This is a genomic window from Streptacidiphilus sp. MAP12-16, from assembly GCF_041262165.1.
Taxonomy (GTDB): domain Bacteria; phylum Actinomycetota; class Actinomycetes; order Streptomycetales; family Streptomycetaceae; genus Streptacidiphilus.
In genome coordinates this window covers 52,599-75,663 of record NZ_JBGCBY010000009.1, presented here as the reverse complement: position 1 = coordinate 75,663, position 23,065 = coordinate 52,599, and the positions used below count along the sequence as shown (strand labels likewise).

The following is a 23,065-nucleotide window of genomic DNA, read 5'->3' as shown; positions in this document are numbered from 1 at the left end:
GGATCTGCACCACCGCCCCCGGGGCCGTTCGGCACCGCCCGGCCCCGGGAGCCCACTCGCGGAGGTACCAGTCGTGGCGCACACAGCCACCGCCGACGGCGTCCCCGACGCCGCGGCCGCACCGGACGGATCGAAGCCGTCCCGCGCTCCCAGCCGACAGCGTCACCCGGCCCGGCGCGCCAACCAGCCCTGGTGGTTCGCTGTTCCGGCGATCGCGGTGTTCGGCGCCTTCTTCCTGCTGCCGAACCTGCTCAACTTCGTCTACCCGTTCACCAACTGGTCGGCCTTCCACACCGGAATCAGCTTCGCCGGACTCTCCAACTTCCAGAGCATCCTGCACGACGGCTCGATGCTCCGCGACATCAGGATCACGCTGGAATACGCCGTCCTGGTCGCCCTGTTCCAGAACGGTTTCGGCCTGGCACTCGCCCTGCTGCTGGAGCGCGACACCCGCTTCAACCGCTTCTTCCGGGCCGCGTTCTTCCTGCCCGTCCTGATCTCGGCGCTCGCGGTCGGCTACGTCTTCCGCGCGCTGCTCGCCCAGGACGGCGCACTCAACAACGTCCTCTCCAGCCTGGCCGGACACCACGTCAACACGCCGTGGCTCGGTTCCACCACCTGGACCCTGGTCGTCACCACGCTCATCCACGGCTGGAAGTGGATGGGCCTGGCCATGCTGATCTACCTGGCCGGCCTCAAGAGCGTCCCCGGCGACGTCCTGGAGGCAGCCCGCATCGACGGAGCCGGAGCCTGGCGCAGCTTCTGGTCCATCCGCTTCCCGCTGCTGGCCCCCGCCGTCACCTTCAACGTCACCACCGCCCTGATCGGCTCGATGAACACCTTCGACATCGTGCAGGCCACCACCGGCGGCGGACCAGGAAGCGAGACGGAGGTCTTCAACATCTACATGTTCCGCATCTTCGGCGAGGGCCTGTACGCGCAGGCGTCCGCGATGAGTCTGGTGCTCTTCGGGATCGTCGTGGTGCTCGCTGTCCCGGTCATCATCGGGCTGCGCCGAAGGGAGCAGACACTGTGAGCACGGCAACCATGGCCCACGCCCCGCACCGCAGCCCCTGGGGCGCGCTCCGTCCCGCTGTGGTCCTGCTGCTGGCCACCGTCACCATCGGCATCCCGCTCTGGCTGGTCGCCGTCACCTCCGCCAAACCGCAGGCCGAGGCGGTCAAGCCCAACCTCGCTCTGCCGCACCACTTCCAGGCGGCGGCGAACTACCGGCAGACCATCGACGAGGGCAAGGTCTTCCAGGGCTTCTTCAACAGCCTGCTGGTCGTCACCCCCTCGGTGGTCCTGGTGCTGGTCCTGGGGGCAGCGGCCGCATGGGTCTTCGCCCGGCGCAAGGGCCGCCTGGTGAACGCGATGTACGCGCTCTGCATCAGCGGGCTGCTGCTGCCACCGGCTGTGATCACGATCGTGATGGAACTGCGCCAGCTCGGCCTCGCCGGAACCCGACCCGGCATGATCGCGGTCTATACCGGGATGTACCTGTCCACCTCGATCTTCTTCATGACCGGCTTCATCCGCACCCTGCCGGAGGAACTGGAGGAGGCCGCACGGGTCGACGGTGCGGGCCCGCTGAGGATCTTCCTCCAGATCATCCTGCCGCTGCTCCGGCCGGTCATCGCCACCGCCACCATCATGGTGATGCTCTTCGCCTGGAGCGACATCTTCTACGCCTTCTTCGTGCTCGGAGGCGGCGACAAGGCCACCCTGCCGCTGAACCTCTACCAGGTCGCCAGCGCGCAGCTGTACCTCGACAACTGGCACCTGATCTTCGCCTACGTCGTGGTGATGAGCCTGCCCATGGTCGCCGTGTTCCTGGTCGCCCAGCGCCGCATCGTCTCCGGCATCACCAGCGGCGCAGTCAAGTAGCACTGCTCTCCCCACCCACCCAGTGGTACCCGTGACCTCCCGCGACGGCGCGGGAGGAGGAGGACACCCATGCGCAGAACCTCTCGTAGGCTGCTCGGCACCACCCTGCTCACCGCCGCCCTCGCGTCCACCACCCTCTCCGGGCCTGCCGCGCGCGCGGCCACCCCGCAGCTCACCGTCGACCTCGGCAGCGCCACCGGCACGGTCCTGCACGGCGCCAACGGCTCCCTGTACGGGCTCAGCGACACCGGGGTGCCCGGCGACAACCTGGTCGCGCCGCTGCACATCACGACCGTGGCGCAGAAGGCCCCCGACGGCCTGCAGCACCCCAACGGCGACGCCCTCGCCGTCGAACCCGCCTTCAAGACCGACGGCGGCGGCGACGTCCTGATCTACATGCAGGACATCTACGCCCAGTGGCCCTACGAGCAGCCGGGCATCAGCGACTATCTGGCCAAGGTCGACACCATGGTCCGCAAGATCGCAGCCAGCCCGGACGCGGCGAAGTTCGTGTTCGTGCCCTTCAACGAGCCCGACTGGATCTGGTACGACCTGGGCGTCGCCGACGCCACGACCTACGCGACCAACCGGGCGTCGTTCTACGCCGACTGGACCGCGGTCTACAACAGGATCCGCTCGATCATCCCCACCGCCCGGATCGCCGGCCCCAACGAGGCCAACTGGGACGCCCGCTTCATGGGTGACTTCTACCCCTGGGCCAAGGCCAACAACGTACTGCCGAACATGACCACCTGGCACGAGCTCAACCCCGGATCGCTCAGCGGCTTCGACGCCCACTACGCCGCATACCGCACCCTGGAGCGGGCCAACGGCATCGCGGCGCTGCCCATCGACATCGACGAGTACGGCAACCGGCGCGATCTGTCGGTGCCCGGCCAGATGATCCAGTGGATCTCCATGTTCGAACGGAACAAGGTCTACGCCGACCAGGCGTACTGGGACATCGCCGGAAACCTGGACGACAATGCCGGGCAGACGAACATCCCCAACGGCGACTGGTGGCTGATGCGCTGGTACGCCGGGCTGAGCGGGCAGAACGTCGCGGTGACGCCCCCTCAGCTCGACACCGTCGACGCCCTGCAGGGCACCGCCTCCCTGGACACCTCCAAGAAGCAGGCCCAGGTCCTGCTCGGCGGCGCCTCCGGATCGGTCAACGCCGTCATTGCCCACATCCCCACCGCGACCTTCGGCAGCCAGGTCGACGTGAGCGTGCAGCAGACCGCCTGGAGCGGTTACGAGGGCGCCTCCGCCGCGCCCCTCACCCTGGCCCGCAGCACCTACACCGTCGCTGCCGACGGCAGCGTGACCGTCCCGCTGACCGGTCTCAACTCCCTTGCCGCCTACCGGATCACGGTCAACCCGGCGGGCGCCGGCAGCCCGACCGCGCCCGTGGTGCCCTGGTCCGCCTCCTACGAGGCGGAGAACGCCGCCATCACCGACGGCACCGTCTACACCCAGGCCACCCAGTCCAACGCCAACGGCTACACCAGCTCCGGTGGCAAAGACGTCGGCTCGCTCAACAAGTCCACCAGCAAGGTCGCCTTCACGGTCACTGTCCCGACCACCGGCAGCTACAACCTCGACGTCTTCTACGGCAACCAGTCCGGTGGCCCGGCCACCCAGTCGCTCACGGTCGACGGCGGCTCCGCGCAGACGGTCCCCTTCCCGTCCACGCTCAACTGGACCTACCGCAGCAAGGTCCCGGTCACCCTCAGCCTGAGCGCCGGCACGCACACCCTGACCCTGGCCAAGGCCACCAACGAGATCACCCTCGACAAGATCGACCTGACCGCCGCCGGCGCCGCCCCGGAGACCGTCTACGAGGCCGCCTACGCGGACACCACCGGCAGCGCCGGCTACAACTACACCGCCTCCGGCACCACCGGCACGGGAGCCGTGGTCCTCTCCCCGGGCGGCACCACGACCTTCGACGTCTACGCCCCCAAGGACGGCTACTACACCGTCCACACCGACTACTCCTCGGCCGGCGGCAGTACCGCCGTCAGCCTGGACGGTGTCACCGCGGCAACGCTCGGCTCCACCGGCGGCGTGCTCACCGACACCGCCACCCGGCTCTACCTCGGCGCCGGCAACAACCGGATCACCCTCGCCCCCACCGGCAACGCCGTCACCTCCCTGCGCGACCTGCGCGTCGACGGCTCGGGCGACACCACCGGCGTGACCGCCTACGAGGCGGAGAACGCCACCCTGGCCGGCACCGCCGTCGTCACCGCCGACACCAACGCCTCCGGTGGCAAGTACGTCGGCTACATCGGCAACGGAGCCGCCAACACCCTCACCTTCCACGTGACCGCGCCCAGCGCTGGCCGCTACGTCATGGTCGTCCACTACTCCAACGACCAGGTCTCCGGCACCGGCAACTACAACACCAACGTGGTCTCCCGGGCGGCCCAGATCTCCCTCAACGGCGGTACCGGGCAGACCGTCATGTTCCGCAACACCTACAGCTGGTCGGACTACTGGGGACTGCCCGTCCCGGTGACGCTCAACGCGGGCGCCAACACGGTCGGTTTCGCCAACTCCTCCGCCTACGCGCCCAACATCGACCGCATCGACCTGGCGCCTGTCACCGGCTGAGCCTGCGCCAGTATCCGACCACCGGGGCGTGCCAAACAGGGGCCCCGGCACCGATACGGGCGGTTGCCCGAGTCGGTGCCGGGGCCCTCAGACCGGTAGGTCTTATGCGGCCGGCCCGGCTATCCGAGTGTCCATTGCTGGTTGCTGCCGCCGTTGCAGGTCCAGAGTTCGACCAGGGAGCCGTTGGCGGTGCGGGCTCCGGTCACGTCCAGGCAGAGCCCTGACTGCGCGCCGGTGATGGTGCCGTTGGAGTTGAGCAGCCACTGCTGGTTCGTCTGGCCGTTGCAGGTCCAGACGACAACCTTGGCGCCGGCGGTGGTCTGGTTGTTGTAGGCGTCCAGGCACATCTGAGTACTGCCGCTGTAGACGGTCAGCTGGTTCGACGAGGTGTGCGTCCAGATCTGGTTGGTCCCGCCGTTGCAGGTGTAGATCTGCAGCTGCGTTCCCGGGGTGGTGGTCGAGTTCGGCACGTCCAGGCACTTGCCGGCGCCGACTGCGTGCACCTCGCCGGTCCCGCCGCCGCTGGCCCCGTTCGCGTAGCCGGCCGCGACGATATTGGCCTGGACCGCATCGTCGGCCGCATCCGTCGGATAACCGGAGGTCATGACCCCTTCGAAGAAGGATCCGACGGATCCGTTGCTGTTGTCGCCCCCGGTTCCCAGGACGATGGCCCCTTCCTGGTGCATGGGGGCATAGCCGCCGAGGTTGGGAAGCGCTCCGTTGTACGAGGTGGTCAGGCCGCCCGATTGCGCATTGCCGCCCTTGATCGCATATGTCGTCTGCCCGTTGTTCTTGAGCAGGGCCGTGACGTAGGCGCTGGAGTTGCCCTTGTTGTTTGTGTCGGAGCCGTTCGCTCCGGCGAAGAGCCCGTTCTCGAGGTCCGCCTGAACCCATGGACCGGATCCCGAACAGGGGGAGAACCAGCACTCCGTGCCAAAGTTGATCGCGTCCATATGTCCGTTGCCGGTGTCATTGTTGGACGTCTCGACATTCCCGTAGTCAAAGCAGCACTGGTTGTTCACATGCGTACCGCTGGCCACCATGTACTCACCCTGTGGCTGGCCGCCGGTGGCGACGCCGGTGGTGTGGTCGTTCCGGTAACCGACCCCGGCCGACACGTAGACCCCGTAGACCGAGTGTCCGCCGACCGTCACCGGCAGCGCGTTCGCGTTCGCGCCGACATCCTGTCCGCCGTTCCCGCCGGGCCCCTCGATGGTGAGGTTGTTGTGCTGCGCGGACTGGTCGTAGATCTCGGTGATGATGCAGGTCGTGCCCGCGCAGAAGGCGTCCTGGGCGGCGGCGTTGGCGTAGCCGCCCGCGGCGAGCACTCCGATGTCGGTCGTGGTGGAGTCCGACGCGCGCTTGACCTGGTAGAGCGGGCCGTTGTAGGCCGCGAAGAGCGCTCGCGTGGTGCTGTGCGCGGCGACGCAGGGCGTGCCGGCTGCGCCGTAGATGTCGCACGGGAGCGACCCTGCGGCCGCAGACGTACCCATGCCGACCATCAAGCCTGCGATGAGCGCGACTACCGCGCCCAAGGACAGGAATGCCTTTCTCAAGAGCCGAAGTTCTGACCGAACGATCACCGTGAACCTCTTTCGTCCCAATGAGGCGTCAACGAGCTGCGTCGTTGTCCGATGGCGAATGAATGTGAGCGCTAACAATTGCGGCGAACAAGTGGCCGTGAAGGCATACGGGTGGTTGCGGCACTTGAGCGGCGCAATGGCCATCACTATGGCTCCGGCCCGAAGTGTCGTCAAGGTTGCCGACACGGCCCTGTGTGAGCGCGCACATATAGTTGAGAATCGACAACTGTGTTCGTGCGATCACCTCATCCTTCTGGGAATGGGGAGCCGGATCCGGCCGGAGATCGAGCCGGTGATCTAAGCGGAGATCCGCCTCCAATTTGTTAGGCTGGGGCCATGGAAGCAGCTCAGGAAACCCATGCACCCGGCCGGGCACTGCGGGCGGACGCTATGAGGAACCGCCAGCGGGTCGCCGAGGCGGCTCGCGCGGTCTTCGCGGAGCAGGGCCTGGACGTGCCGCTGGAGGAGATCGCCGACCGTGCCGGGGTGGGCATCGCCACGTTGTACCGCCGCTTCCCCACCCGCGAGGAACTGGTGATGGCGGCCTTCGAGGCCAAGCTCGCCGAATACGTGGCCGTCGCCGAGGAGGCACTGCAAGCGGCGGACCCATGGGCGGGCTTCTCCGGCTACGTCGAGCGTATCTGCGCCATGCAGGCGGCAGACCGGGGCTTCACCGACGTCGTCACCATGGCACTGTCGACCTCGGAGCAGGCAGAACGGCTGCGCGAGCAGGCCCATCAGGCTGTCACGGAGCTCATCCGCCGGGCCCAGGAGGTCGGACGGCTGCGTGCGGACTTCGTTCCGGAAGACCTGCTCCTGGTCCTGATGGCCAATGCCGGCGTGGTCCACGCGACCCGGGACGCTGCGCCGCACGCATGGCGCCGTTTGGTCGCCTATCTGCTGGAGGCATTCGCGGCCGATCGGACCGGACCGCTGCCCGCAGCGCCGACAGCTGCCCAGGCTCGCCGGGCGATGATCGGCAACGCCACCGCCAAGGGAATCTGCGCGGGTCGGACCAGGGACTGAGTACGTCCTGCTTCAGGCCGCGCTCGCTCCGGTACGGTCGGTCGGCCGGCGCCGACTCACCGAATCACCTCGCTCTTGCCCGAATCACCTCGCTCCTGCGGATCAGAGTCGGCGCGCGCAGCATCCCGACCTGCACCGCCGCGAGGCTGGCACCGCCGTGCAGCACAAAGGCCACAGGCATGAGGCGACCCGTCCGTGTCGTACCGGGTAAGCGGAAGTTGACCTCCATCTAGCTGGGGCCTATGCCCGTCACGTTAGGGGAGCAATCCACCACTGCGGCGAGAAGAAGTGCCTCAGGCCGGGAATAAGCGGAGCACTCAATCCAGTTGATCTAGATCAACACGGGCAACGAGTGTCCCCGGCGCTCACCGATGCCCCGCATACGACGAGGAGCAGCCGTGATCGATCCACCGTTCCCCGCGACGATCGGCGATTCCTTCACCTGGGGCGGAAAGGCGCACGCCAGCCGCGCCGCGACGCGCCGCAGATGGGTCCGGATCCTGGCCGTGGGGATCACCGTGTTCCTGGACATCACGGCAGTCGCCCTCTCAGCCAACCACCAGGTGCTCGACGCCGTCCTCGGCGCAAGCCTGGCAACGCTGAGCTGGTACCTTCTGGCGCGCATCCAGGACAGGCGCCCCCGCCCCGCACCGACGACGCGCGGTCGTGAGACCGTTCCGCTGCGCGAACGGGACCGGCCGTCATGATCCCCACCGGCCTGGTCGCGGCCGCCGGTCCCTGGTCCTACCTGGTGGTCTTCGCGCTGATAGCGGGCGAGACCAGCGCCTTCATCGGAGTGATCTTCCCCGGCGAGACCCTCGTCCTCCTCGCCGCTGCCCTGGCCGGCCGGGGCGTCCTCGACCCGGTCCTGCTGGCCGGCACCGTGGTCGGCGCAGCGATCGCCGGGGACACCATCGGCTTCGCCCTCGGCCACTGGTTCGAGCAGCGGTCCGGCGCCGACCGCCCGCGCCCGCGGCCCCGAGCAGGTCGCGGGGTCGGGCGCGCCCGCGACCTGCTGCGGCGCCGGGGCGGGGCGGCCGTCTTCATCGGGCGGTTCATCGGCTTCGTACGCTCCTTCGTTCCCTTCACTGCTGGAGCAGTCGGCATGCGCTATCGCCGGTTCCTGCCCTACAGCGCCTCCGCTGCACTCGTCTGGGGAGTGGGCAACGTCCTCGCCGGCTACTTCCTCGGCTCCTCCGCCGAACGACTCGTGCGTGCTGCGGGAATCGCCGGAGCCGCCGTGGCGGCCGCGGTGGCCGTGGCGGTGTTCCTCCTGCTACGCCACCGGCGCGGGACCGCCAACGGGCGGCCCGGGCGGCACATGAGCACGCCGAGGCCGAACCCCTCGTCGCTGGAACCGGCCGCCCCGGAGCCGGAGGCCGTAAGGAGTTGACGGTGACGACGGCCTCCGGCTCGGCCCCCGGCCACCCGCCGCCCGCGCCGACTGAGACCGACCGGCACGTGGTGGCTGGCGTCGCGGGGCGATGGCCTTCGCCTGGACGGCTTCTCGTCAGTCGACCGATGCTCCGCATCGACTCCCTCCTCGGCACCGCCCAGACTCGACCCTCGCCCCGCTCCTTCATCCAGCCACCATGTGCCGGTCGGTCTGAGCCAACGGTGTGATCCCCGTGGCCGAGCTGCCCTGGACAGCCCCGTCCACCCGGTCGAGCCACCGTGCCTGCGGCAAGCTGCTGCCGATCACGCAGGAAACACCGGTACCCACTCGCAGAACGCCGAGCCCGACCCGGCGGTCATCTGCGCCCACAATCCGGCCCTGTACGAGAAGATGCGAGCAACCGCCACAGCTTCGCGCCGCCCTTGAACCACCGGAGAACCATGGCCTCCTCGAGCTCTCAGCGCCAATCCCTCCCGCAGGCACGCGCCGCCGCGCTGCTGCGCCGCCCCAAGCTGTGGCTCATTCCCACCGTCCTGAGCGGGCTGCTCGCGCTGCTGCTTTCCCTGCTCTACATGGGCGGCATCCTCAACCCGAACCAGGACCTGCACCGGCTGCCCATCGCCATCGTCGACGCGGACCGGGGCCAACCGCTCCCCGGGCAGCAGCAGAACCTGGGCGCGCAGGTCACCCAGGCCATCACCACCGCCGCCGCCCCGGGCAATCCCGTCGACTGGCGTCAACTGACCCCCAGTCAGGTGAGCGACCAGCTGGCCTCCGGCAAGATCTACGGCGCCCTGGAGATCCCCGCCGACTTCACCGCCTCCGTCGCCGCGCTCACCACCGCGAACGCCTCAGCCCGGCCGACGATCACGGTGCTGACCAACCCTGGCGTGGGCAGCCTGGGCTCCTCGCTGGCCAGCCAGATCACCCAGAAGGCCGCCCACCAGGCATCCCTGGCTGTCGGCCAGCAGTTGGCGGCGTCCCCCGCCACTGCGGGCGCCACCGCCACCACACGCCTCCTGCTCGCCGACCCGATCACCGTCACCACCCAGGTCGGTCACCCCCTCGGCCAGCACAGCGGCCTGGGCCTGAGCGCCTTCTACTACACGCTGCTGCTCGTGCTGGCCGGCTTCCTCGGCGCCAACATCATCAACAGCGGCGTCGACACCGCCCTGGGCTACGCCGACAACGAGATCGGCCCCTGGCACACCCGTCGCCCGACCGTGCCGATCGACCGCACCCAGACGCTGCTGCTGAAGATGGCCATGACCGCCGCCATCACCATCCTCACCACCACGCTGGTCATGGTCGCCACCATCGCCGTCCTCGGCATGGACGCCTCCCACCTGCCGCTGCTGTGGGTCTACTCCTACTGCGCCAGCCTCGCCGTCAGCCTGGGCGTCCAGGCCATCAACGCCGCCTTCGGCGGTATCGGTCAACTCGTGTCCATGTTCGTGTTCATCGTCCTGGGCCTGCCCTCCTCCGGGGCCACCATCCCGCTGCAGGCCGTCCCCGGCTTCTACCGCTTCCTGAGCATCTTCGAGCCCATGCGCCAGCTCAGCGGCGGGGTGCGCGCCATCCTCTACTTCGACGCCCGCGCCGACGCCGGCCTGGCCCGTGCCTGGACCATGATCGCGATCGGCTTCGCCGCTGCCCTGGTCTTCGGATTCGGGATGACCCGCTACTACGACCGCAAGGGCCTGCACCGCCTGACCCCGCAGCCCGCCTGAACCGGGCGTCGCCGGGCGCCGTGCCTCAGCGCGGTTCACCCGGCGGCACCCGTCCGGCGATGGGCGTCCCTGTCCGGAAGACCCGTCAGCTGGGCGGGTACTCGTCTTCGGCGGGGCTCAGGGACCTGTAGAGCTCGGGTCGCCGGTCGTGGAGGTAGGGGTTGGCTTTGCGGGATGCGCGCAGGAGGGCCGAGTCCACGTCGGCCAGGATGAGTTCCTCGCCCCGCCCCGCGCGGGCGCGGGACACGCCGTCAGGGCCCACCAGGCAGCTGAGGCCGACGAAGTCGAATGCGCCCTCCGCGCCGCAGCGATTGACGTAGGCGAGGTAGAGCTGGCTCTCGAATGCCCGGGTCGGCACCACGGCCTCGGCGACGAACTCGTACGGGTGCATCTGGGCGGTGGGAACCGCGAGCAGGTCCGTACCGGCGAGGGCGTGGGCCCGTACGTTCTCCGGGAACTCAACGTCGTAACAGATCATCAGACCGACCCGGAAGCCGAGAAGATCGGCCTGAACCACCGGCTCGTCGCCCGGCGTGAAGTATTTTCGCTCGAACGCGCCGAAGAGGTGGGACTTGCGGTAGTTCGCCAGCGGTTCCCCGCCGGGGCCGAGCAACTGCACCGAGTTGAACACGGCGCCGCCGGCGTCCCGCTCGGGATACCCGTAGGCGATGGCGACCCCCGACTCGGCGGCGATCGACGCGACCCGCCGAGCGCTGGGCCCGTCGGCGGGTTCCGCCAGACGATGGACGTCATCCCCGATCGCGTAGCCGGTCAGGAACATCTCCGAACAGATGAGCAGGCCGGCGCCCGCCTCGGCCGCTCGCCGGGCCGCGGCCTCGATCGCGTCCAGGTTCCGTCCGGTCTCACGAAGGTGCCCAGAACTCTGCAGCAGGGCGACACGAAGGGGGGCAGGCAGTGCGCTCATGGGGGCCCTCTCAAGGTCGTACGGATCTCCATCATCGTGGACGGCAGGTTGGAGGATCCGGCGGGGTCGACCACTCCTATGCGGGTGGAGCGTCGGCTGTCGTGGCGGCAGATCGAGCAGCCCACGTGCCTGTGGGGATACGGTGCCCCTTCGGAGTCGGGCGCCGTGATGTCGGTCGCCGCAATCCGGGCAGAGCCCTGTTGAACCCACCGAAGGGAAAGGAACCGGGAATGGACGGCAGCACCGAGCCTCGCAGCACCGAGCCCCGCAGCACCGAGCCCCGCATAGCCGAGCCCCGCCTCTGGACGGTGCAACGCGAGCTGCGCGAGCAGGCGACGTACACCGACCTCACGCACGCGTTCCACCCGGGCCAGCCGCACTTCCCGGCGTTCCCCGACGAGCAACGCGAGACACCGTTCGACATGTCGCGCGGCGACGGGTTCAACGTCCACCGCTACACGATCGTCGGCCAGTGGGGCACGCACGTGGACCCGCCCGTGCACTTCGTCGCCGGGGCGCGGAGCCTCGACCTGATCCCCGTCGAGCAGATGATCCTGCCGCTGGTCGTACTCGACATCACCCAGCGCGTCGAGAAGGACCCCGACGCGACGCCGACCCTGGACGACGTGGCGGACTGGGAGTCCCGCAACGGGGCAATCCCTGCGGGCTCGTTCGTGGCGCTGCGCACCGGCTGGCACCACCGCTGGCCCGACGCCGCCGCCATGGCGAACCGGGACGCGGGCGGCGTCAGCCACACACCTGGCTGGTCGGCCGAAGTTCTGCGCTACCTCGTCGAGGACGCCGGGGTGACCGCCATCGGGCACGAGCAGACGGACACCGACCCCGGGAGTGCGACCTCCAAAGGCGACTTCAGCCTGGAGCTCTACGTCCTGGAGCAGGACAGGTGGCAGATCGAACTCATGGCGAACCTCGACCGACTCCCCGAGGCCGGAGCCCTGCTCGTCGCCAGCTGGCCCAAGCCGCTGGGCGGATCGGGCTTCCCCGCCCGCCTGTTCGCGCTGCACCTGGCCGAGTGAACCGCAGCGAACGGCCCCCGGCTGGGCGAGCCGCCGCGCGGCGGCTCGCACGCGAGGGTGCCGGCTCAGTCAGGGCAGCACATCGGCCATCCGCCGAACAGCCTCGATGATCAGTTCCGGTGAGGTCGCCAGGTTCACGCGGATGAACCCGGCGCCGCCGGTACCGAAGTGCATTCCGGAGCTCACGGCGACCCTGCCGCGTTCCAGGAGGACCGCAGCCGGGTCGTCGCCGAGACCGAGCTCTCGGCAGTCGAGCCAGGCCAGATAGGTGGCTTGCGCCGGCTGGTAGGACACCGCGGGCAGATGCTCGGCCAGCAGTTCCGCCAGCAGGCGACGATTGTCGTCCAGGCCGGCCAGCAGCGCGTCGAGCCAGTCTCCGCCGTCCCGGAGCGCAGCGGTGTGGGCGATGACGCCCACATGGCTGGGGCCGTGGCTGACCTCTTCGGGCAGGCGGGCGAGGTCCTCGGCGGCCTCGGGTCCGGCGACGGCGAGCGCGGCCTTGAGCCCCGCCAGATTCCACGCCTTGGATGCCGACATCAGCGACAGGCCGTCCTGCGCGCCGGGCACGCTCAGGTACGGCACGAAGGCCGCGCCGGAGGCCACGATCGGGGCGTGGATCTCGTCGGCGACCACCCGCACGCCGTAGGTACGCGCCAACGCGGCCACGTCGGCGAGTTCGGCGGCCGTATGCAGGGTGCCAGTCGGGTTGTGCGGGCTGCAGAGCAGGTACACGCCCCGACCCCCACGCCCCATGACGCGCTCGAACGCGACATCCAGCGCGGCGAAGTCGATCCGCCCCTCCTGCCCGAGCGGCGCCTCGACGACGTGCCGGTCCATGTTCCTGATGAACTGGTAGAAGGGCGGGTAGACGGGGCAGTTCACGACCACGGCGTCCCCAGGGCCGGAGACCAGCTTCACCATCTCGACGATGCCCAGCATCACATCCGGCACGATCGCCGTACGCTCCACGGCCAGGCCGTCCCAGTTCCACCGCTTGCCGGCGAACTCGGCCAGCGCCTCGGCATACGCCGTCCCGGTGGGATAGCCGGTGTCTCCGATCGCGATCGCGTCCAGGACCGCCCGCGCGACCGGCTCGGCCAGAGGAACGTCCATCTCGGCCACCCACAGGGGCAGCACGTCCTCCGGGTAGGTGCGCCACTTCATGCTCGTACGCAGCCGCAGCTGGTCGAGTGAGAGCCGGCGCAGCGGGTTGGCTTCGGCGGACGCGGGACGCTCGTTCGGCATGCTCTCCATGCGCCAAAAATAGGCGGAGTTTCGCGAAAAGTGGTCGGCAAGGTCGACCTGGGCCGGGCTCGGCGGCACTCCAAAGGGAGACGGCGGCTGTGGGGGTGGGTCCCCCGTTCGGGCCTCGCGGATTGCCGGGGCGTGGCCGAACCCTTGTGATGGTGCTGCCAGCTCGCGCCTCGACGCCTGCCTACTCCGCCGAAACCGAGAGCTCGCAGGCGGCATCACCGGTTCAGGCGATCAAGGAGTTCATTCGTGGCACAGACCCAAGTCGCGGTCCACCGCAGGTCGATCAGCGGACGCGTTCGCTCCTTGGCCACCAGGGCACGGATCCTCGAGCGATCCGAGGTCGGCAGTCTGATCGCCGCCCCCGACGGTGCACCTCCCTCGGCCCACGCCTTCGAGGGTGTGCAGCAGATCCTCCTACCTCCGGGACCTGAGCTGCCCGACGGCCGGGCCGTCGCTCGATCCGCGGTGCGCGAACAGCGTCTGCCGCTCGCCGCCATCGCGGTCGCCTGCCTCGCCACGGTGCTCGCCTTCTACGGCTTCGAGACGGCGCACGGTATCCAGCTGGTCTTCCATGCCGCGGCGGCGCTGATCGGACTGTTCCTGCCGTACGTCGCCACCGTGCTGGCGATCACCCGTAGTGACTCCCGTCCCCGGAGCAGGGCCATCACGGCGGCCTATATGTGCGCCTCGGTGGTCATCGGCGCACTCAACCTGGCCCTGCTCGTCCTGCTGACGCTCTTCGGCGTGCTGCTCATGATCGTCGGCGGTCTCTGACTTCGGGTTCTTGGCAACCACGGCACCCCGGCTGACGGAGGTTCACCGTCCGCGCCGGGGTGCCGTGGACGTCACCGGGCGGGAACGACACGCTCGCACGGGGCGTGACGGGCCACGTGGACAGGCACAGTGTCAGCAAACGCCTTACAGTTGCGTCGATATGCAACTGTCCGTGCGCCAACACACCAACACACCAACGCCCATATGCGCAGATGCGCCTGACCGGATACATGTGAGGTTCCTTCGCGAGGTGTGCGCCGGGTTCTGACATCGAACCGATCCCCGACTGAGATGGAGGGGTGGTTGGAATGATTGGAAAGTGGCCCCCGTGGTCCCGGCGGGGCCGCGACGGGGTGCCCGCTTCCCGGAGGCGGAGTCGTCGTGTGCTCAGGTGGCTCGCACTCTCTGTGGCTCTCCTCCTGGCCGTGATGGTCGCCGCAGGTACGTGGGTCTTCATCCACCTCAACGGCAACATCCACCACTCGGCCCTCTATCTCGGCAACGCCTCGCCGGGGACGGAGCGCAGGAACAGCGCGGGCCAGAGCCCGATGAACGTGCTGGTGATCGGCTCGGACAGCCGGCAGACTGCGGCCGACTGCGCGATCGGCGGCGACTGCGGGCCGGGGGCCAACGCGGATGTCGAGATCCTGGTCCACCTGTCGGCAGGCCGTACCAGCGCCACGGTCATGAGCATCCCGCGTGACACTGTCGTCGACATCCCGCAGTGCACCGACCCCAAGACGCGGCATGTCTACCCCCCGCTGAGCCAGACGCAGATCACCAGCAGCCTGCAGGACGGCGGCCCCGGCTGCACGGTGGCGGCCGTGCACGCCCTCACCGCCATTCCCATCGACCACTTCGTGATGGCCGATTTCGCGGGCGTCGTCAGCATGTCGGACGCCATCGGAGGGGTCCCCGTCTGCGTCGACAACAATGTGTACGACCCCTATTCGCACCTGAAGCTGGCCAAGGGAGTGCACACGCTGAAGGGCCTTGCGGCTCTTGAACTCCTGCGCACCCGGCACGGGTTCGGCGACGGCGGCGACCTGGGCCGGGAGGCGGCCCAGCAGGTGTTCCTGACGGCCCTCACCCAGAAGCTGCGGCGTGCGGGAACGCTGACCGATCCGGTGGCCATGTACGGCCTCGCCGACGCCGCCACCAAGGCGCTGACCGTGGACGACGGCCTGGCCGGGATCACGAAGCTGGCGTCCTTGGCCCGCCAGCTCAGCGACGTGCCGACCGAGCGCATCAATTTCGTCACCATGCCCAACGTCCCGTATCCGGCCAACCCCAACTGGCTCAGTCCTGCGCCCGGCGCCAAGGCCGTGTTCCAGGCCATCGCGGACGACCGGGCTGTGACCGACGGCGCCACCTCCCCGGTCACTCCGCAGCAGGGCACAGCACCCTCTGCCAAAGCCGGTAGCGCCGCAGGCGGCGGCGCCGGGATCACCGCCGACGCCGCGCAGGCCTCGGACTTCACCAGGGTCGGCGACGCCTCCGGCGCGGCCCAGCCGGCGGTGCCGGCGACAACCGTGAGTGAGCGCAATGCGGCAGCGGACCCCGGCTGCCTGGCGGTGGGCACCCTGGACACCACCCCGTTCGGGTCACCGGTCCGCGCCTACGCGGTCAACCCGCAGATCCCGGACTCCGCACCCTGACGGCCACCACGCCTGTTCATCGGTGGGCCGTTCGGACCTGCCAGAACCCGTTACATCGAGGGGTCCCCGTGCCCGGCCGCCCCGCCTCCAGAGCGGGCCCTGCCTGGTTGCGGCCCTACTCTTCGTTCGTCGGCGTCGCCGAGATCGCGGATCAGCGCCTCGCGCAGGGCGTACAGGGCCTCGACGTCGGCGCAGGTCGCCAGGCAGCGCAACAACTCGCGGATGTGCTCGTCGTCGTCGGCGCGGACGGCTGCGACGAGGGCGGTGATGACTGTGCCTGCCGCATGGCGGCCGGGGAATCGGGTTGTCATACCGTCGGCAACGAGCGAGCCGCCCACGGGACACGGGAACTCCTTCTGTTGTGGATTCGGTCGGTCACGTTTCCGATGACCTGTGCGATCTGAGATCGGTGTCGCTCGTCTGATGACCCCCGATCCGGCGTGAACCGGCGAGTGGAGCGGTGCGTACATCAAGACGCGGGCCCGCACCCACTAGCCACCGGACGGTGGCCTGTCGGAAGGACCAACCGCCATGAAAATAGTGAGTTCGGCAGCTGTTGTACTGGCTGCCGTCGCCTTGACCGCGACCGCCTGCAGCAGTTCGACTCCCTCGAACGGGGGAGCCTCCGCGTCGGCGCCTGCAACGCAGCCGGCCTCGTCCGCCCCCGGTTCCTCGAACGCCTCCGGTTCCTCCACCGCCTCCGGCACCGCCACGGGTGCGAGCGTCGCCGTGCGGACCACGCCGCTGGGCAAGATCCTGGTGGACGGGCAGGGGCGCACCCTGTACCTCTTCGAGAAGGACACCTCCATGTCCTCCACCTGCAACGGCGCCTGCGCTTCGGCCTGGCCGCCGTACACCACCAGCGGCGCCCCGCAGCCGGGCAGCGGTGTCACCGCAGCGCTGCTGGGCACTACCGCACGCACCGACAACACCACCGAGGTCACCTACCACGGCCATCCCCTCTACACCTTCACGGGCGACCAGAAGCCGGGTGACACCAACGGACAGGGGTCGAAGGCGTTCGGCGCAGGTTGGTACGTCGTCGCCCCGAACGGGAACAAGGTCGACAACAGCTGACCGACTCCCGTCCGCTCCAGGAAGGCGAACATGGCGCACCGCGTTCCAGACCCGGTTCCCGCACAGGCCGGGAAGCAGCCCGCGACCCCGGTGAGGTTCCGGCTCGTCCTGGCGGCGCTGCTGGCCCTGGCCGTGTTCACGGCCCTGTTCGCGTTCGGGCGCAACCACACACCGGACTACACCCGAACGCTGTTCGGCAACTCCGGTACGGATGCGGTCGCCCTCAAGTCGCAGCTCGCGACCGGCGTCCTCGCCTTGGCCGTAGTCCAGTTGGCGCTGGCCCTGTGGATGTACCGGCGCCTGCCGGGGGTGGACCGGGTGCCACGCCCGGTGCGCAGAGTGCACCGCGTGGTCGGGCTGGTCCTGTTCGCTGCGACCGTGCCCGTCGCGGTCCACTGCATCCTGGCCTATGGCGTGCAGTTGGGCTCCCCTCGGGTGGCCATCCATGCCGTCGCTGGTTGCTTCTTCTACGGCGCCTTCGCCGCGAAGGTGCTGCTGGTGCGCAGCCGTCGTCTGCCCGGCTGGGCGCTGCCGGTCGCCGGAGGGCTCCTTCTCGTTTCGGTGGGAGCCCTCTGGTACACAGGCGCCCTGTGGTACTTCGACGGCTACCGCCTGCCCGGCCAGTGAGGGGTCCCGGCTCGGACGTGCGCGCGGAGGAAGGTGCCGACGCGGGTGAGGGCGGCGTCGCCCTCTTCGAGGAGGCCGGAGAAGGCTTGGACGACATGGGGCACGCCCGGTGTGATGTCCAGGGTGACCGCGACATCGTGCGCGGCCGCTCGCACGGCGAGACGGGTCGCGTCGTCCAGTAGCACTTCGTGGGATCCGGCTTGGATGTACATTAGCAGCAATCTAATTAGCATCAACCTACTTGTTGCTAATGTAGTGTGGTGGAAGGAACGAGAAGAGGGAGCAGCCACGATGGAGTTGCGGAAGGTGTACGACGATCTGGTGCGCTTCGAGACGGAGTTGTGGAACGGGATCGACGCGCGCCTGCAACGGGACTGCGGAGAGTCCCTCGGCAGCTTCAACACGCTGCTCGTCATCGAATCCACGCCGTCGTGTCGCGTCTACGACATCGTCGCCGCGCTCTCGATCACGGTCGGCGGCGCGAGCCAGGCAGTCGACCGCCTTGAGAAGCGTGGGCACTGTGCGCGCCGGCCCCATCCGACCGACCGCCGCTCCTCGATCGTGGAGCTCACCGCTGCCGGCCGCGACCTCGTGCAGACGGCCGGTCCGATCTTCGATCAGGAGCTCGAGACGCGGTTGGGCGGGCCGCTCTCGGACACGGCCCTCGGCCATCTCGGCGCGGCACTCGCCGCGCTGCGCGCTGCCACACCACATCCCTCCGGCCCCGACGAGCAGGCCTGACCAGGACGCACCACCCGAAGGAGAGCTCATGTACCCCGCGCAGGCGCGAGCAGTACGCTTCGACCGTTACGGCGACCAGCAGGTCCTCTACGTCGCCGAGGTGCCGATTCCTCACCCGGCCGCGGGAGAGGTCCTGGTCGAAGTCCGGGCGGCGGGCATCAATCCCGGCGAGAGCGCCATCAGGACCGGCGCGCTGCACGAGCGCTTTCCCGCGACCTTCCCCTCCGGTCAGGGCAGTGACCTGGCCGGCGTCGTCAATGCCGTGGGCGAAGGCGTCACCGACTTCCGGGTGGGTGACGAGGTGCTCGGTTACTCCTGGCGGCGCTCGAGCCATGCCAGCCACGTCGCCGTACCGGCAACGCAGTTGATCCACAAGCCGGACGGACTCAGCTGGCCGGTCGCCGGTTCGCTCTACGTCGCCGCCTGCACGGCCTGGGCCGCCGTCGAGGCAGTTGACCCAAAGCCCGGCGAGACCATCGCCGTCTCGGCCGCCGCGGGCGGAGTAGGCACCATTGTCGTCCAACTCCTCGCGGTGCGAGGCGCACACGTCCTCGGAATCGCCTCGGCCGCCAATGCGCCCTGGCTGGCCGCCCATGGCGCGGCCCCGGTTCCCTATGGCGACCGGCTCGCCGAGAACCTCGCCGCAGCGGCACCCGACGGGATCGATGCCTTCATCGACCTCTTCGGCCCCGAATACGTTCAACTCGCCGTCGAGCTCGGTATCCCGCGGGACCGGATCGAGACGATCATCTCCTTCCAGAAGGCACAGGAGTTGGGAACCAAGAGCGCGGGTAGTGCGGAGGGTTCCAGCCGCGAGGTCCTTACCGAGATGGCTGCGCTTGTCGCATCCGGCCGGATCGAGATCCCGATCGCCGCCACGTACCCGCTTGAGCGTGTCCGCGACGCGTTCGCGGAACTCGAGCAGCGCCATACCCGCGGAAAGATCGCGCTCATCCCCGATTGACGGCCGGCAGCGCGGTTTCTCCGCGCCCCGGTGTGCTACTCCTGCGGGGCCGGCACGTCCCGCATCGTCCGCAGCGGCGAGGACAGCAGCCACAGTCCCGCCGCGCACGCCCCGGGAACACACAGCCACAGCGTGGCGCGCACCCCGATCCAGGTCCCCAGCACGCCACCGAGCAGTGAGCCCAACGGCAGTGTGCCCCAGACGATCCAGCGCACCGACGCGTTCATCCGGCCGAGCAGCTCCGGTGGACAGATGGACTGGCGGTAGGACACCTGCGCGGTGTTGTAGACGGTTCCGGACGCCGAGAAGGACGCCCAGCCGACCGAGTAGAGCAGTACGCCCCAGCCCGGACTGGCCAGCGGCATCAGAAAGAACAGCGGTGCGGGCGCCAGCATCGAGACCCAGATGATGCGCGCCGATCCGATCCGGCGGGCCAGCCGCCCCGACAGCAGCCCGCCGACCAGGCCGCCGAGGGCGGCGAGGCTGAGGACCAGGCCCACCACCGTGGGCGTGGCGTGCAGCGTGCGCACCAGGAAGACGACCTCGACGGCGCTCAGTGCCGCGGAGAACAGGTTCGCCGTGGCGGTGCAGGCGACGATGCGGCTCAGGATGGGATGGCGCACGACAAAGCGCAGCCCCTCCGCCATCGCCTCACGGAAGCCGATGCGCGGCTTCCCCGGCGCGTGCTCGGCGCCCGGCTCCGGAACCCGGATCAGGGCGAGCGACACGGTGCTGAGCGCGTACGAGGCCGCGTCGACAGCCACCGCCCGGGCGGCGCCGAGCAGGCCGACCAGGGCCCCGCCGAGCGAGGGCCCGACGAACTGGGCGAAAGCGTCGGTGGTCCCCAACTTGCCGTTGCCGTCAACGAGCTGACGTGTCGACAGTAGTGTTGGCAGGTAGCTCTGGTAGGAGACGTCGAACAGCACGCTGAGCGCCCCCACCCCCAGGGCCACGGCGAACAGCTGCCACAGCGGTACCAGTCCGAGCAGGGCGACCAGGGGAACGGAGCCGAGCAGCACCATCCGGGCCACATCGCACCACAGCATTAGCGGGCGCTTGCGCACCCGGTCGACCAGGACTCCGGCCGGCAGTGACAGCAGCACGAACGGCAGAGAGCCCAGCATCTCCAGCAGCGCCACCTCGAACGTCGAGGCCCGCAGGGTAGTGACCGCCAACAGAGGCAGCGCCAGCGTGGAGACGGAGGTGCCGATCTGACTGACCGTCTGTCCACTCCACAGCAGCAAGAACGGGCGGTTCCGCCACAGGCTCGGCGCAGCGGTTTCGGTACGGACTGCCGTGGTCTGCTCGATGTCGTTGGGCATAGCACGAGATCCCAACACGCTGCCCGGGCACCGTCAATCGGATATGCGTCGAACGCGAGCCCCCGGAGACCCTCGCCGCAGCGAAGGGCGTCCGGGAGCTCGCGTACTGGAAGGTCCGGGACTACGACCCGGCGACCGCTACGCCGACTCAGACTGTTGCTTCGAGGGTCACTTCGATGTTGCCGCGGGTGGCATTGGAGTAGGGGCAGACCTGGTGCGTGGTCTCCACGAGCTGATCGGCCGTGGCCTGGTCAAGGCCGGGCAGGTGCGCCGACAGCGCGACCGCCAGCGTGAATCCTCCGTTGTCGAGGGCGATCAGGCTCACCATGGACCTGACCGTCGACTCGCCCAGCCGCACCTTCTGCTGACCCGCGATCAGCCGCAGCCCGTTGTGGAAGCATGCGGCGTAACCGGCGGCGAACAACTGCTCCGGGTTGGTCCTGTCGCCACCTGGACCGCCCATCTCCTTCGGGATCGCGAGGACCTCGTCGAGCACGCCGTCGGAGGAGCGGACCTCTCCGTTTCGGCCATCGCCGGTCGAGATCGCCTCGGTGGTGTACAGCGCGGACATGGTGTCTCCGTTCATAGGTGCCACAGATCGTGGACAGGTTGGATTGCCGGCCGACTGCGTGACGCAGGCGGCGCGTTGGGGTGGTTGAGCGCGGCAAGGATCTCCTCGCCGATCGGACCCGCTATGAGACCGAATCTGTTGCCGCGACGGGCGTCTGGCCGGGTGTCGTATCCGCCCGGCGAGTCCGGTCACCCGGAGCTGTGGCCTGGGCAAGCAGAGCCAGCGCGGACTGAGAGGCCGAACCTGCTTCGGCGGTCACCGCGACCATTCGCTGTCCTTGCCCGTTCGGCACTGACATGGCCTGCTGGGTGACGTCCATGGGTCCGACCAGGGGGTGGCGCATGCGGTAGGTCGCGATGTCCCAGGCGCGGACCCGGTGTTCGGACCACATGGCGGTGAACTCCGGGCTGTTCATGACCAGTTCGCCGATCAACGCGGCCAGCGTCGGATCGTCGGGGTGCCGACCGACGGCCAGGCGCAGTCTCCCCACCACGTCTCTGGCCTTCTTGGGCCAGTCCGCGTACAGCTCGCGGGTGTGGGCGTCCAGGAAAACCAGCCGCGCGGTGTTGGGACGGCGGGCCGGATGTTCGGGGCTCATGGGATCCAGGTGCCCGGCGAACAGCGCATGTCCTGTGCGGTTCCACGCCAGCACGTCGCTGCGGCGGCCGAGTACGATGACCGGAGTGTCCCCGAAGGCGTCGATCAGTCGTTGCGTCGTCTCGGTGATGTTCTCGCGTGTCGGTCTCCGTGTTCGCTCGTTGCCGCCCTTGCGTCCGGCGCCGGCGAGGTCGTGCAGGTGACGGCGTTCGGTCTCGTCCAGGCGAAGTGCCCGGGCGATCGCGTCCAGCACCTCCGTTGACGCGTTGAGCGACAGTCCTTGTTCCAGCCGCATGTAGTACGACTCGCTCACACCCGCCAACTGCGCCAGCTCGTCGCGGCGCAGACCCGGCACCCGCCTGCGCTCGTCGAACATCGGCAATCCGACATCAGCGGGCTGCAGTTGCGCGCGACGCGTCCTCAGGAACCTTCCCAGCTGCGACTTGCTGTTCATGGATCTGAGTATGGCCTCGGGCGGCGGTGCCTACCTGCCCCTGTCAGTGCTAGGCAAGGCGGGCATCGCGAGGCCGGGTACAGGAGGCAGAGGCCGGAGGGGATGCCGGTCAGCCCCGCCCGCGGACGGCCGTTAGCGGGGGAGCCAGGCGTCGGGGGAGTCGGCCAGCCTCTGGACATGCGCGGGGAGCTTGCCGCTCAGGACCTGGGCGAGACTTGTCTCGTCCAGCACCCGGCGCAGGCTCGCCCGCGCGGCGACCCACACGTCGGGGAGGTGTTCGGCCGCCCCCACGTAGGTCGTCTCGTGCGGGCGCAGTCCGCGGACCTCGGCGAGCGGGCCGTCCACCGCACGGATGATCGAGCCGAGCGAGATCGCGCTCGCCGGCCGGGCCAGCGTGTAGCCGCCGTCGGCGCCCCGGTGGCTGCAGACCAGGTCGGCGCGGCGGAGTTCGACGAGGATGGTCTCGACGAACTTGTGCGGCAGCCCCTGGTGGTCGACGAGAAGGCTGGCCTTCACCCGCTCGGGCCCGTGGGCAGCCAGTTCGAGCATCGCGCGCACCGCGTAGTCAGCCTTGGCCGAGATCTGCACACGTGGGATGGTAACAGCCGGTCATTCGGGCCTGCGGAATCGCCATGAGCCGGGCGATCTGCGGGCGAGCCCGTCGCGAAGCGCGATCTGCACGGCGGCCACGCACACGCCGCCGCCTGCGCCAGGTGCCGCGAGGGACGCAGGCCGCGAGGGACACAGGGAGCCGCGTGTACTCCGCGTAGCCGCCGCTGACGGGGTTGCCGAACACGGCGTCCCCGATCGCGAAGCCCTGCGG

At 69.2% G+C, this 23,065-nt stretch carries 23 protein-coding genes and 1 pseudogene; 14 read left to right on the top strand and 10 right to left on the bottom strand.

The genetic code is table 11. From position 1 onward, the window contains the following. Nucleotides 1–73 precede the first annotated feature (73 nt). From ABIA33_RS14020 to ABIA33_RS14010, 3 genes are all read left to right on the top strand, one after another. Entirely contained in the window at nt 74–1,036 is a 963-nt protein-coding gene (locus ABIA33_RS14020; RefSeq protein WP_370081119.1) for a carbohydrate ABC transporter permease, read from the top strand. A gap of 11 nt (nt 1,037–1,047) precedes the next feature. Next, nucleotides 1,048–1,887, top strand: a complete 840-nt coding sequence (locus ABIA33_RS14015) for a carbohydrate ABC transporter permease (RefSeq protein WP_370081598.1) — start codon at nt 1,048–1,050, stop codon at nt 1,885–1,887. A gap of 69 nt (nt 1,888–1,956) precedes the next feature. Next, entirely contained in the window at nt 1,957–4,506 is a 2,550-nt protein-coding gene (locus ABIA33_RS14010) for a CBM35 domain-containing protein (protein ID WP_370081117.1), read from the top strand. Between the two features lie 119 nt (nt 4,507–4,625). On the opposite strand, the gene ABIA33_RS14005 is transcribed toward ABIA33_RS14010, so the two are convergent. Continuing rightward, nucleotides 4,626–6,089, bottom strand: coding sequence for an arabinofuranosidase catalytic domain-containing protein (locus tag ABIA33_RS14005; protein ID WP_370081115.1), 1,464 nt, complete (start codon nt 6,087–6,089; stop codon nt 4,626–4,628). Between the two features lie 336 nt (nt 6,090–6,425). On the opposite strand from ABIA33_RS14005, the gene ABIA33_RS14000 reads away from it, so the two are divergent. From ABIA33_RS14000 to ABIA33_RS13985, 4 genes are all read left to right on the top strand, one after another. Then, complete coding sequence (locus tag ABIA33_RS14000) at nt 6,426–7,115, top strand: TetR/AcrR family transcriptional regulator (protein WP_370081113.1); 690 nt, start codon at nt 6,426–6,428, stop codon at nt 7,113–7,115. A gap of 398 nt (nt 7,116–7,513) precedes the next feature. Next, nucleotides 7,514–7,822: a hypothetical protein gene (locus ABIA33_RS13995; protein WP_370081111.1), complete on the top strand. Its 309-nt coding sequence runs from the start codon at nt 7,514–7,516 to the stop codon at nt 7,820–7,822. Further along, on the top strand, nt 7,819–8,508 hold the full coding sequence (locus tag ABIA33_RS13990; RefSeq protein ID WP_370081109.1) for a DedA family protein: 690 nt from the start codon (nt 7,819–7,821) through the stop codon (nt 8,506–8,508). The genes ABIA33_RS13995 and ABIA33_RS13990 overlap by 4 nt, the downstream gene beginning before the upstream one ends. 443 nt (nt 8,509–8,951) lie before the next feature. Further along, on the top strand, nt 8,952–10,241 hold the full coding sequence (locus ABIA33_RS13985) for a YhgE/Pip domain-containing protein (protein WP_370081107.1): 1,290 nt from the start codon (nt 8,952–8,954) through the stop codon (nt 10,239–10,241). Between the two features lie 85 nt (nt 10,242–10,326). Here the strand turns inward: ABIA33_RS13985 and ABIA33_RS13980 are convergent, their stop codons facing one another. Continuing rightward, complete coding sequence (locus tag ABIA33_RS13980) at nt 10,327–11,166, bottom strand: carbon-nitrogen hydrolase family protein (protein ID WP_370081105.1); 840 nt, start codon at nt 11,164–11,166, stop codon at nt 10,327–10,329. Nucleotides 11,167–11,396: 230 nt separating this feature from the next. Here ABIA33_RS13980 and ABIA33_RS13975 point away from each other — a divergent pair, with 230 nt between their 5' ends. After that, on the top strand, nt 11,397–12,203 hold the full coding sequence (locus tag ABIA33_RS13975) for a cyclase family protein (protein WP_370081103.1): 807 nt from the start codon (nt 11,397–11,399) through the stop codon (nt 12,201–12,203). Between the two features lie 69 nt (nt 12,204–12,272). Here the strand turns inward: ABIA33_RS13975 and ABIA33_RS13970 are convergent, their stop codons facing one another. Then, nucleotides 12,273–13,448 carry a MalY/PatB family protein gene (locus ABIA33_RS13970; RefSeq protein ID WP_370081596.1) on the bottom strand — a complete coding sequence of 392 codons (1,176 nt, stop codon included), beginning with the start codon at nt 13,446–13,448 and terminating at the stop codon, nt 12,273–12,275. 255 nt (nt 13,449–13,703) lie between these two features. Between ABIA33_RS13970 and ABIA33_RS13965 the strand changes: the two genes are divergently transcribed. Further along, nucleotides 13,704–14,231 (top strand): hypothetical protein, encoded by a 528-nt coding sequence (locus ABIA33_RS13965; RefSeq protein ID WP_370081101.1) that lies wholly within the window; start codon nt 13,704–13,706, stop codon nt 14,229–14,231. 407 nt (nt 14,232–14,638) lie between these two features. Then, complete coding sequence (locus ABIA33_RS13960) at nt 14,639–15,889, top strand: LCP family protein (RefSeq protein ID WP_370081099.1); 1,251 nt, start codon at nt 14,639–14,641, stop codon at nt 15,887–15,889. Nucleotides 15,890–15,939: 50 nt separating this feature from the next. On the opposite strand, the gene ABIA33_RS13955 is transcribed toward ABIA33_RS13960, so the two are convergent. Next, complete coding sequence (locus ABIA33_RS13955; RefSeq protein WP_370081097.1) at nt 15,940–16,200, bottom strand: hypothetical protein; 261 nt, start codon at nt 16,198–16,200, stop codon at nt 15,940–15,942. A gap of 220 nt (nt 16,201–16,420) precedes the next feature. On the opposite strand from ABIA33_RS13955, the gene ABIA33_RS13950 reads away from it, so the two are divergent. Together ABIA33_RS13950 and ABIA33_RS13945 are read left to right on the top strand one after the other, a co-directional pair. Continuing rightward, entirely contained in the window at nt 16,421–16,966 is a 546-nt protein-coding gene (locus ABIA33_RS13950; RefSeq protein WP_370081095.1) for a hypothetical protein, read from the top strand. A gap of 30 nt (nt 16,967–16,996) precedes the next feature. Next, on the top strand, nt 16,997–17,593 hold the full coding sequence (locus ABIA33_RS13945; protein WP_370081093.1) for a DUF6529 family protein: 597 nt from the start codon (nt 16,997–16,999) through the stop codon (nt 17,591–17,593). Here ABIA33_RS13945 and ABIA33_RS13940 read toward each other — a convergent pair. Next, nucleotides 17,572–17,805, bottom strand: coding sequence for a hypothetical protein (locus tag ABIA33_RS13940; protein WP_370081091.1), 234 nt, complete (start codon nt 17,803–17,805; stop codon nt 17,572–17,574). The two genes, ABIA33_RS13945 and ABIA33_RS13940, sit on opposite strands and share 22 nt — an antisense overlap. Before the next feature lie 94 nt (nt 17,806–17,899). Between ABIA33_RS13940 and ABIA33_RS13935 the strand changes: the two genes are divergently transcribed. Both ABIA33_RS13935 and ABIA33_RS13930 read left to right on the top strand, forming a co-directional pair. Then, nucleotides 17,900–18,334, top strand: coding sequence for a MarR family winged helix-turn-helix transcriptional regulator (locus ABIA33_RS13935; RefSeq protein WP_370081089.1), 435 nt, complete (start codon nt 17,900–17,902; stop codon nt 18,332–18,334). A 28-nt stretch (nt 18,335–18,362) separates the two neighbouring features. After that, nucleotides 18,363–19,298, top strand: a complete 936-nt coding sequence (locus ABIA33_RS13930; RefSeq protein ID WP_370081087.1) for an NADP-dependent oxidoreductase — start codon at nt 18,363–18,365, stop codon at nt 19,296–19,298. 35 nt (nt 19,299–19,333) lie between these two features. Here ABIA33_RS13930 and ABIA33_RS13925 read toward each other — a convergent pair whose 3' ends face one another. The 5 genes and pseudogenes from ABIA33_RS13925 to ABIA33_RS13905 all read right to left on the bottom strand — a co-directional run. Next, nucleotides 19,334–20,620: an MFS transporter gene (locus ABIA33_RS13925; RefSeq protein ID WP_370081085.1), complete on the bottom strand. Its 1,287-nt coding sequence runs from the start codon at nt 20,618–20,620 to the stop codon at nt 19,334–19,336. A 148-nt stretch (nt 20,621–20,768) separates the two neighbouring features. Next, complete coding sequence (locus ABIA33_RS13920) at nt 20,769–21,191, bottom strand: organic hydroperoxide resistance protein (RefSeq protein ID WP_370081082.1); 423 nt, start codon at nt 21,189–21,191, stop codon at nt 20,769–20,771. 121 nt (nt 21,192–21,312) lie between these two features. Beyond that, on the bottom strand, nt 21,313–22,242 hold the full coding sequence (locus ABIA33_RS13915; RefSeq protein WP_370081080.1) for a helix-turn-helix transcriptional regulator: 930 nt from the start codon (nt 22,240–22,242) through the stop codon (nt 21,313–21,315). 132 nt (nt 22,243–22,374) lie between these two features. Next, entirely contained in the window at nt 22,375–22,830 is a 456-nt protein-coding gene (locus ABIA33_RS13910) for an Rrf2 family transcriptional regulator (RefSeq protein ID WP_370081078.1), read from the bottom strand. Nucleotides 22,831–22,957: 127 nt separating this feature from the next. Beyond that, nucleotides 22,958–23,062: pseudogene (locus tag ABIA33_RS13905) on the bottom strand (NADP-dependent oxidoreductase); the annotation flags it as partial. Nucleotides 23,063–23,065 lie beyond the last annotated feature (3 nt).

Coding starts and splice junctions, on each gene's coding strand:
- ABIA33_RS14015 (WP_370081598.1), top strand. CDS start 1,048: ATGGCCCACGCCCCGCACCGCAGCCCCTGGGGCGCGCTCCGTCCCGCT.
- ABIA33_RS14010 (WP_370081117.1), top strand. CDS start 1,957: ATGCGCAGAACCTCTCGTAGGCTGCTCGGCACCACCCTGCTCACCGCC.
- ABIA33_RS14000 (WP_370081113.1), top strand. CDS start 6,426: ATGGAAGCAGCTCAGGAAACCCATGCACCCGGCCGGGCACTGCGGGCG.
- ABIA33_RS13990 (WP_370081109.1), top strand. CDS start 7,819: ATGATCCCCACCGGCCTGGTCGCGGCCGCCGGTCCCTGGTCCTACCTG.
- ABIA33_RS13985 (WP_370081107.1), top strand. CDS start 8,952: ATGGCCTCCTCGAGCTCTCAGCGCCAATCCCTCCCGCAGGCACGCGCC.
- ABIA33_RS13980 (WP_370081105.1), bottom strand. CDS start 11,166: ATGAGCGCACTGCCTGCCCCCCTTCGTGTCGCCCTGCTGCAGAGTTCT.
- ABIA33_RS13975 (WP_370081103.1), top strand. CDS start 11,397: ATGGACGGCAGCACCGAGCCTCGCAGCACCGAGCCCCGCAGCACCGAG.
- ABIA33_RS13970 (WP_370081596.1), bottom strand. CDS start 13,448: ATGCCGAACGAGCGTCCCGCGTCCGCCGAAGCCAACCCGCTGCGCCGG.
- ABIA33_RS13955 (WP_370081097.1), bottom strand. CDS start 16,200: ATGACAACCCGATTCCCCGGCCGCCATGCGGCAGGCACAGTCATCACC.
- ABIA33_RS13950 (WP_370081095.1), top strand. CDS start 16,421: ATGAAAATAGTGAGTTCGGCAGCTGTTGTACTGGCTGCCGTCGCCTTG.
- ABIA33_RS13945 (WP_370081093.1), top strand. CDS start 16,997: ATGGCGCACCGCGTTCCAGACCCGGTTCCCGCACAGGCCGGGAAGCAG.
- ABIA33_RS13940 (WP_370081091.1), bottom strand. CDS start 17,805: ATGTACATCCAAGCCGGATCCCACGAAGTGCTACTGGACGACGCGACC.
- ABIA33_RS13930 (WP_370081087.1), top strand. CDS start 18,363: ATGTACCCCGCGCAGGCGCGAGCAGTACGCTTCGACCGTTACGGCGAC.
- ABIA33_RS13925 (WP_370081085.1), bottom strand. CDS start 20,620: ATGCCCAACGACATCGAGCAGACCACGGCAGTCCGTACCGAAACCGCT.
- ABIA33_RS13920 (WP_370081082.1), bottom strand. CDS start 21,191: ATGTCCGCGCTGTACACCACCGAGGCGATCTCGACCGGCGATGGCCGA.
- ABIA33_RS13915 (WP_370081080.1), bottom strand. CDS start 22,242: ATGAACAGCAAGTCGCAGCTGGGAAGGTTCCTGAGGACGCGTCGCGCG.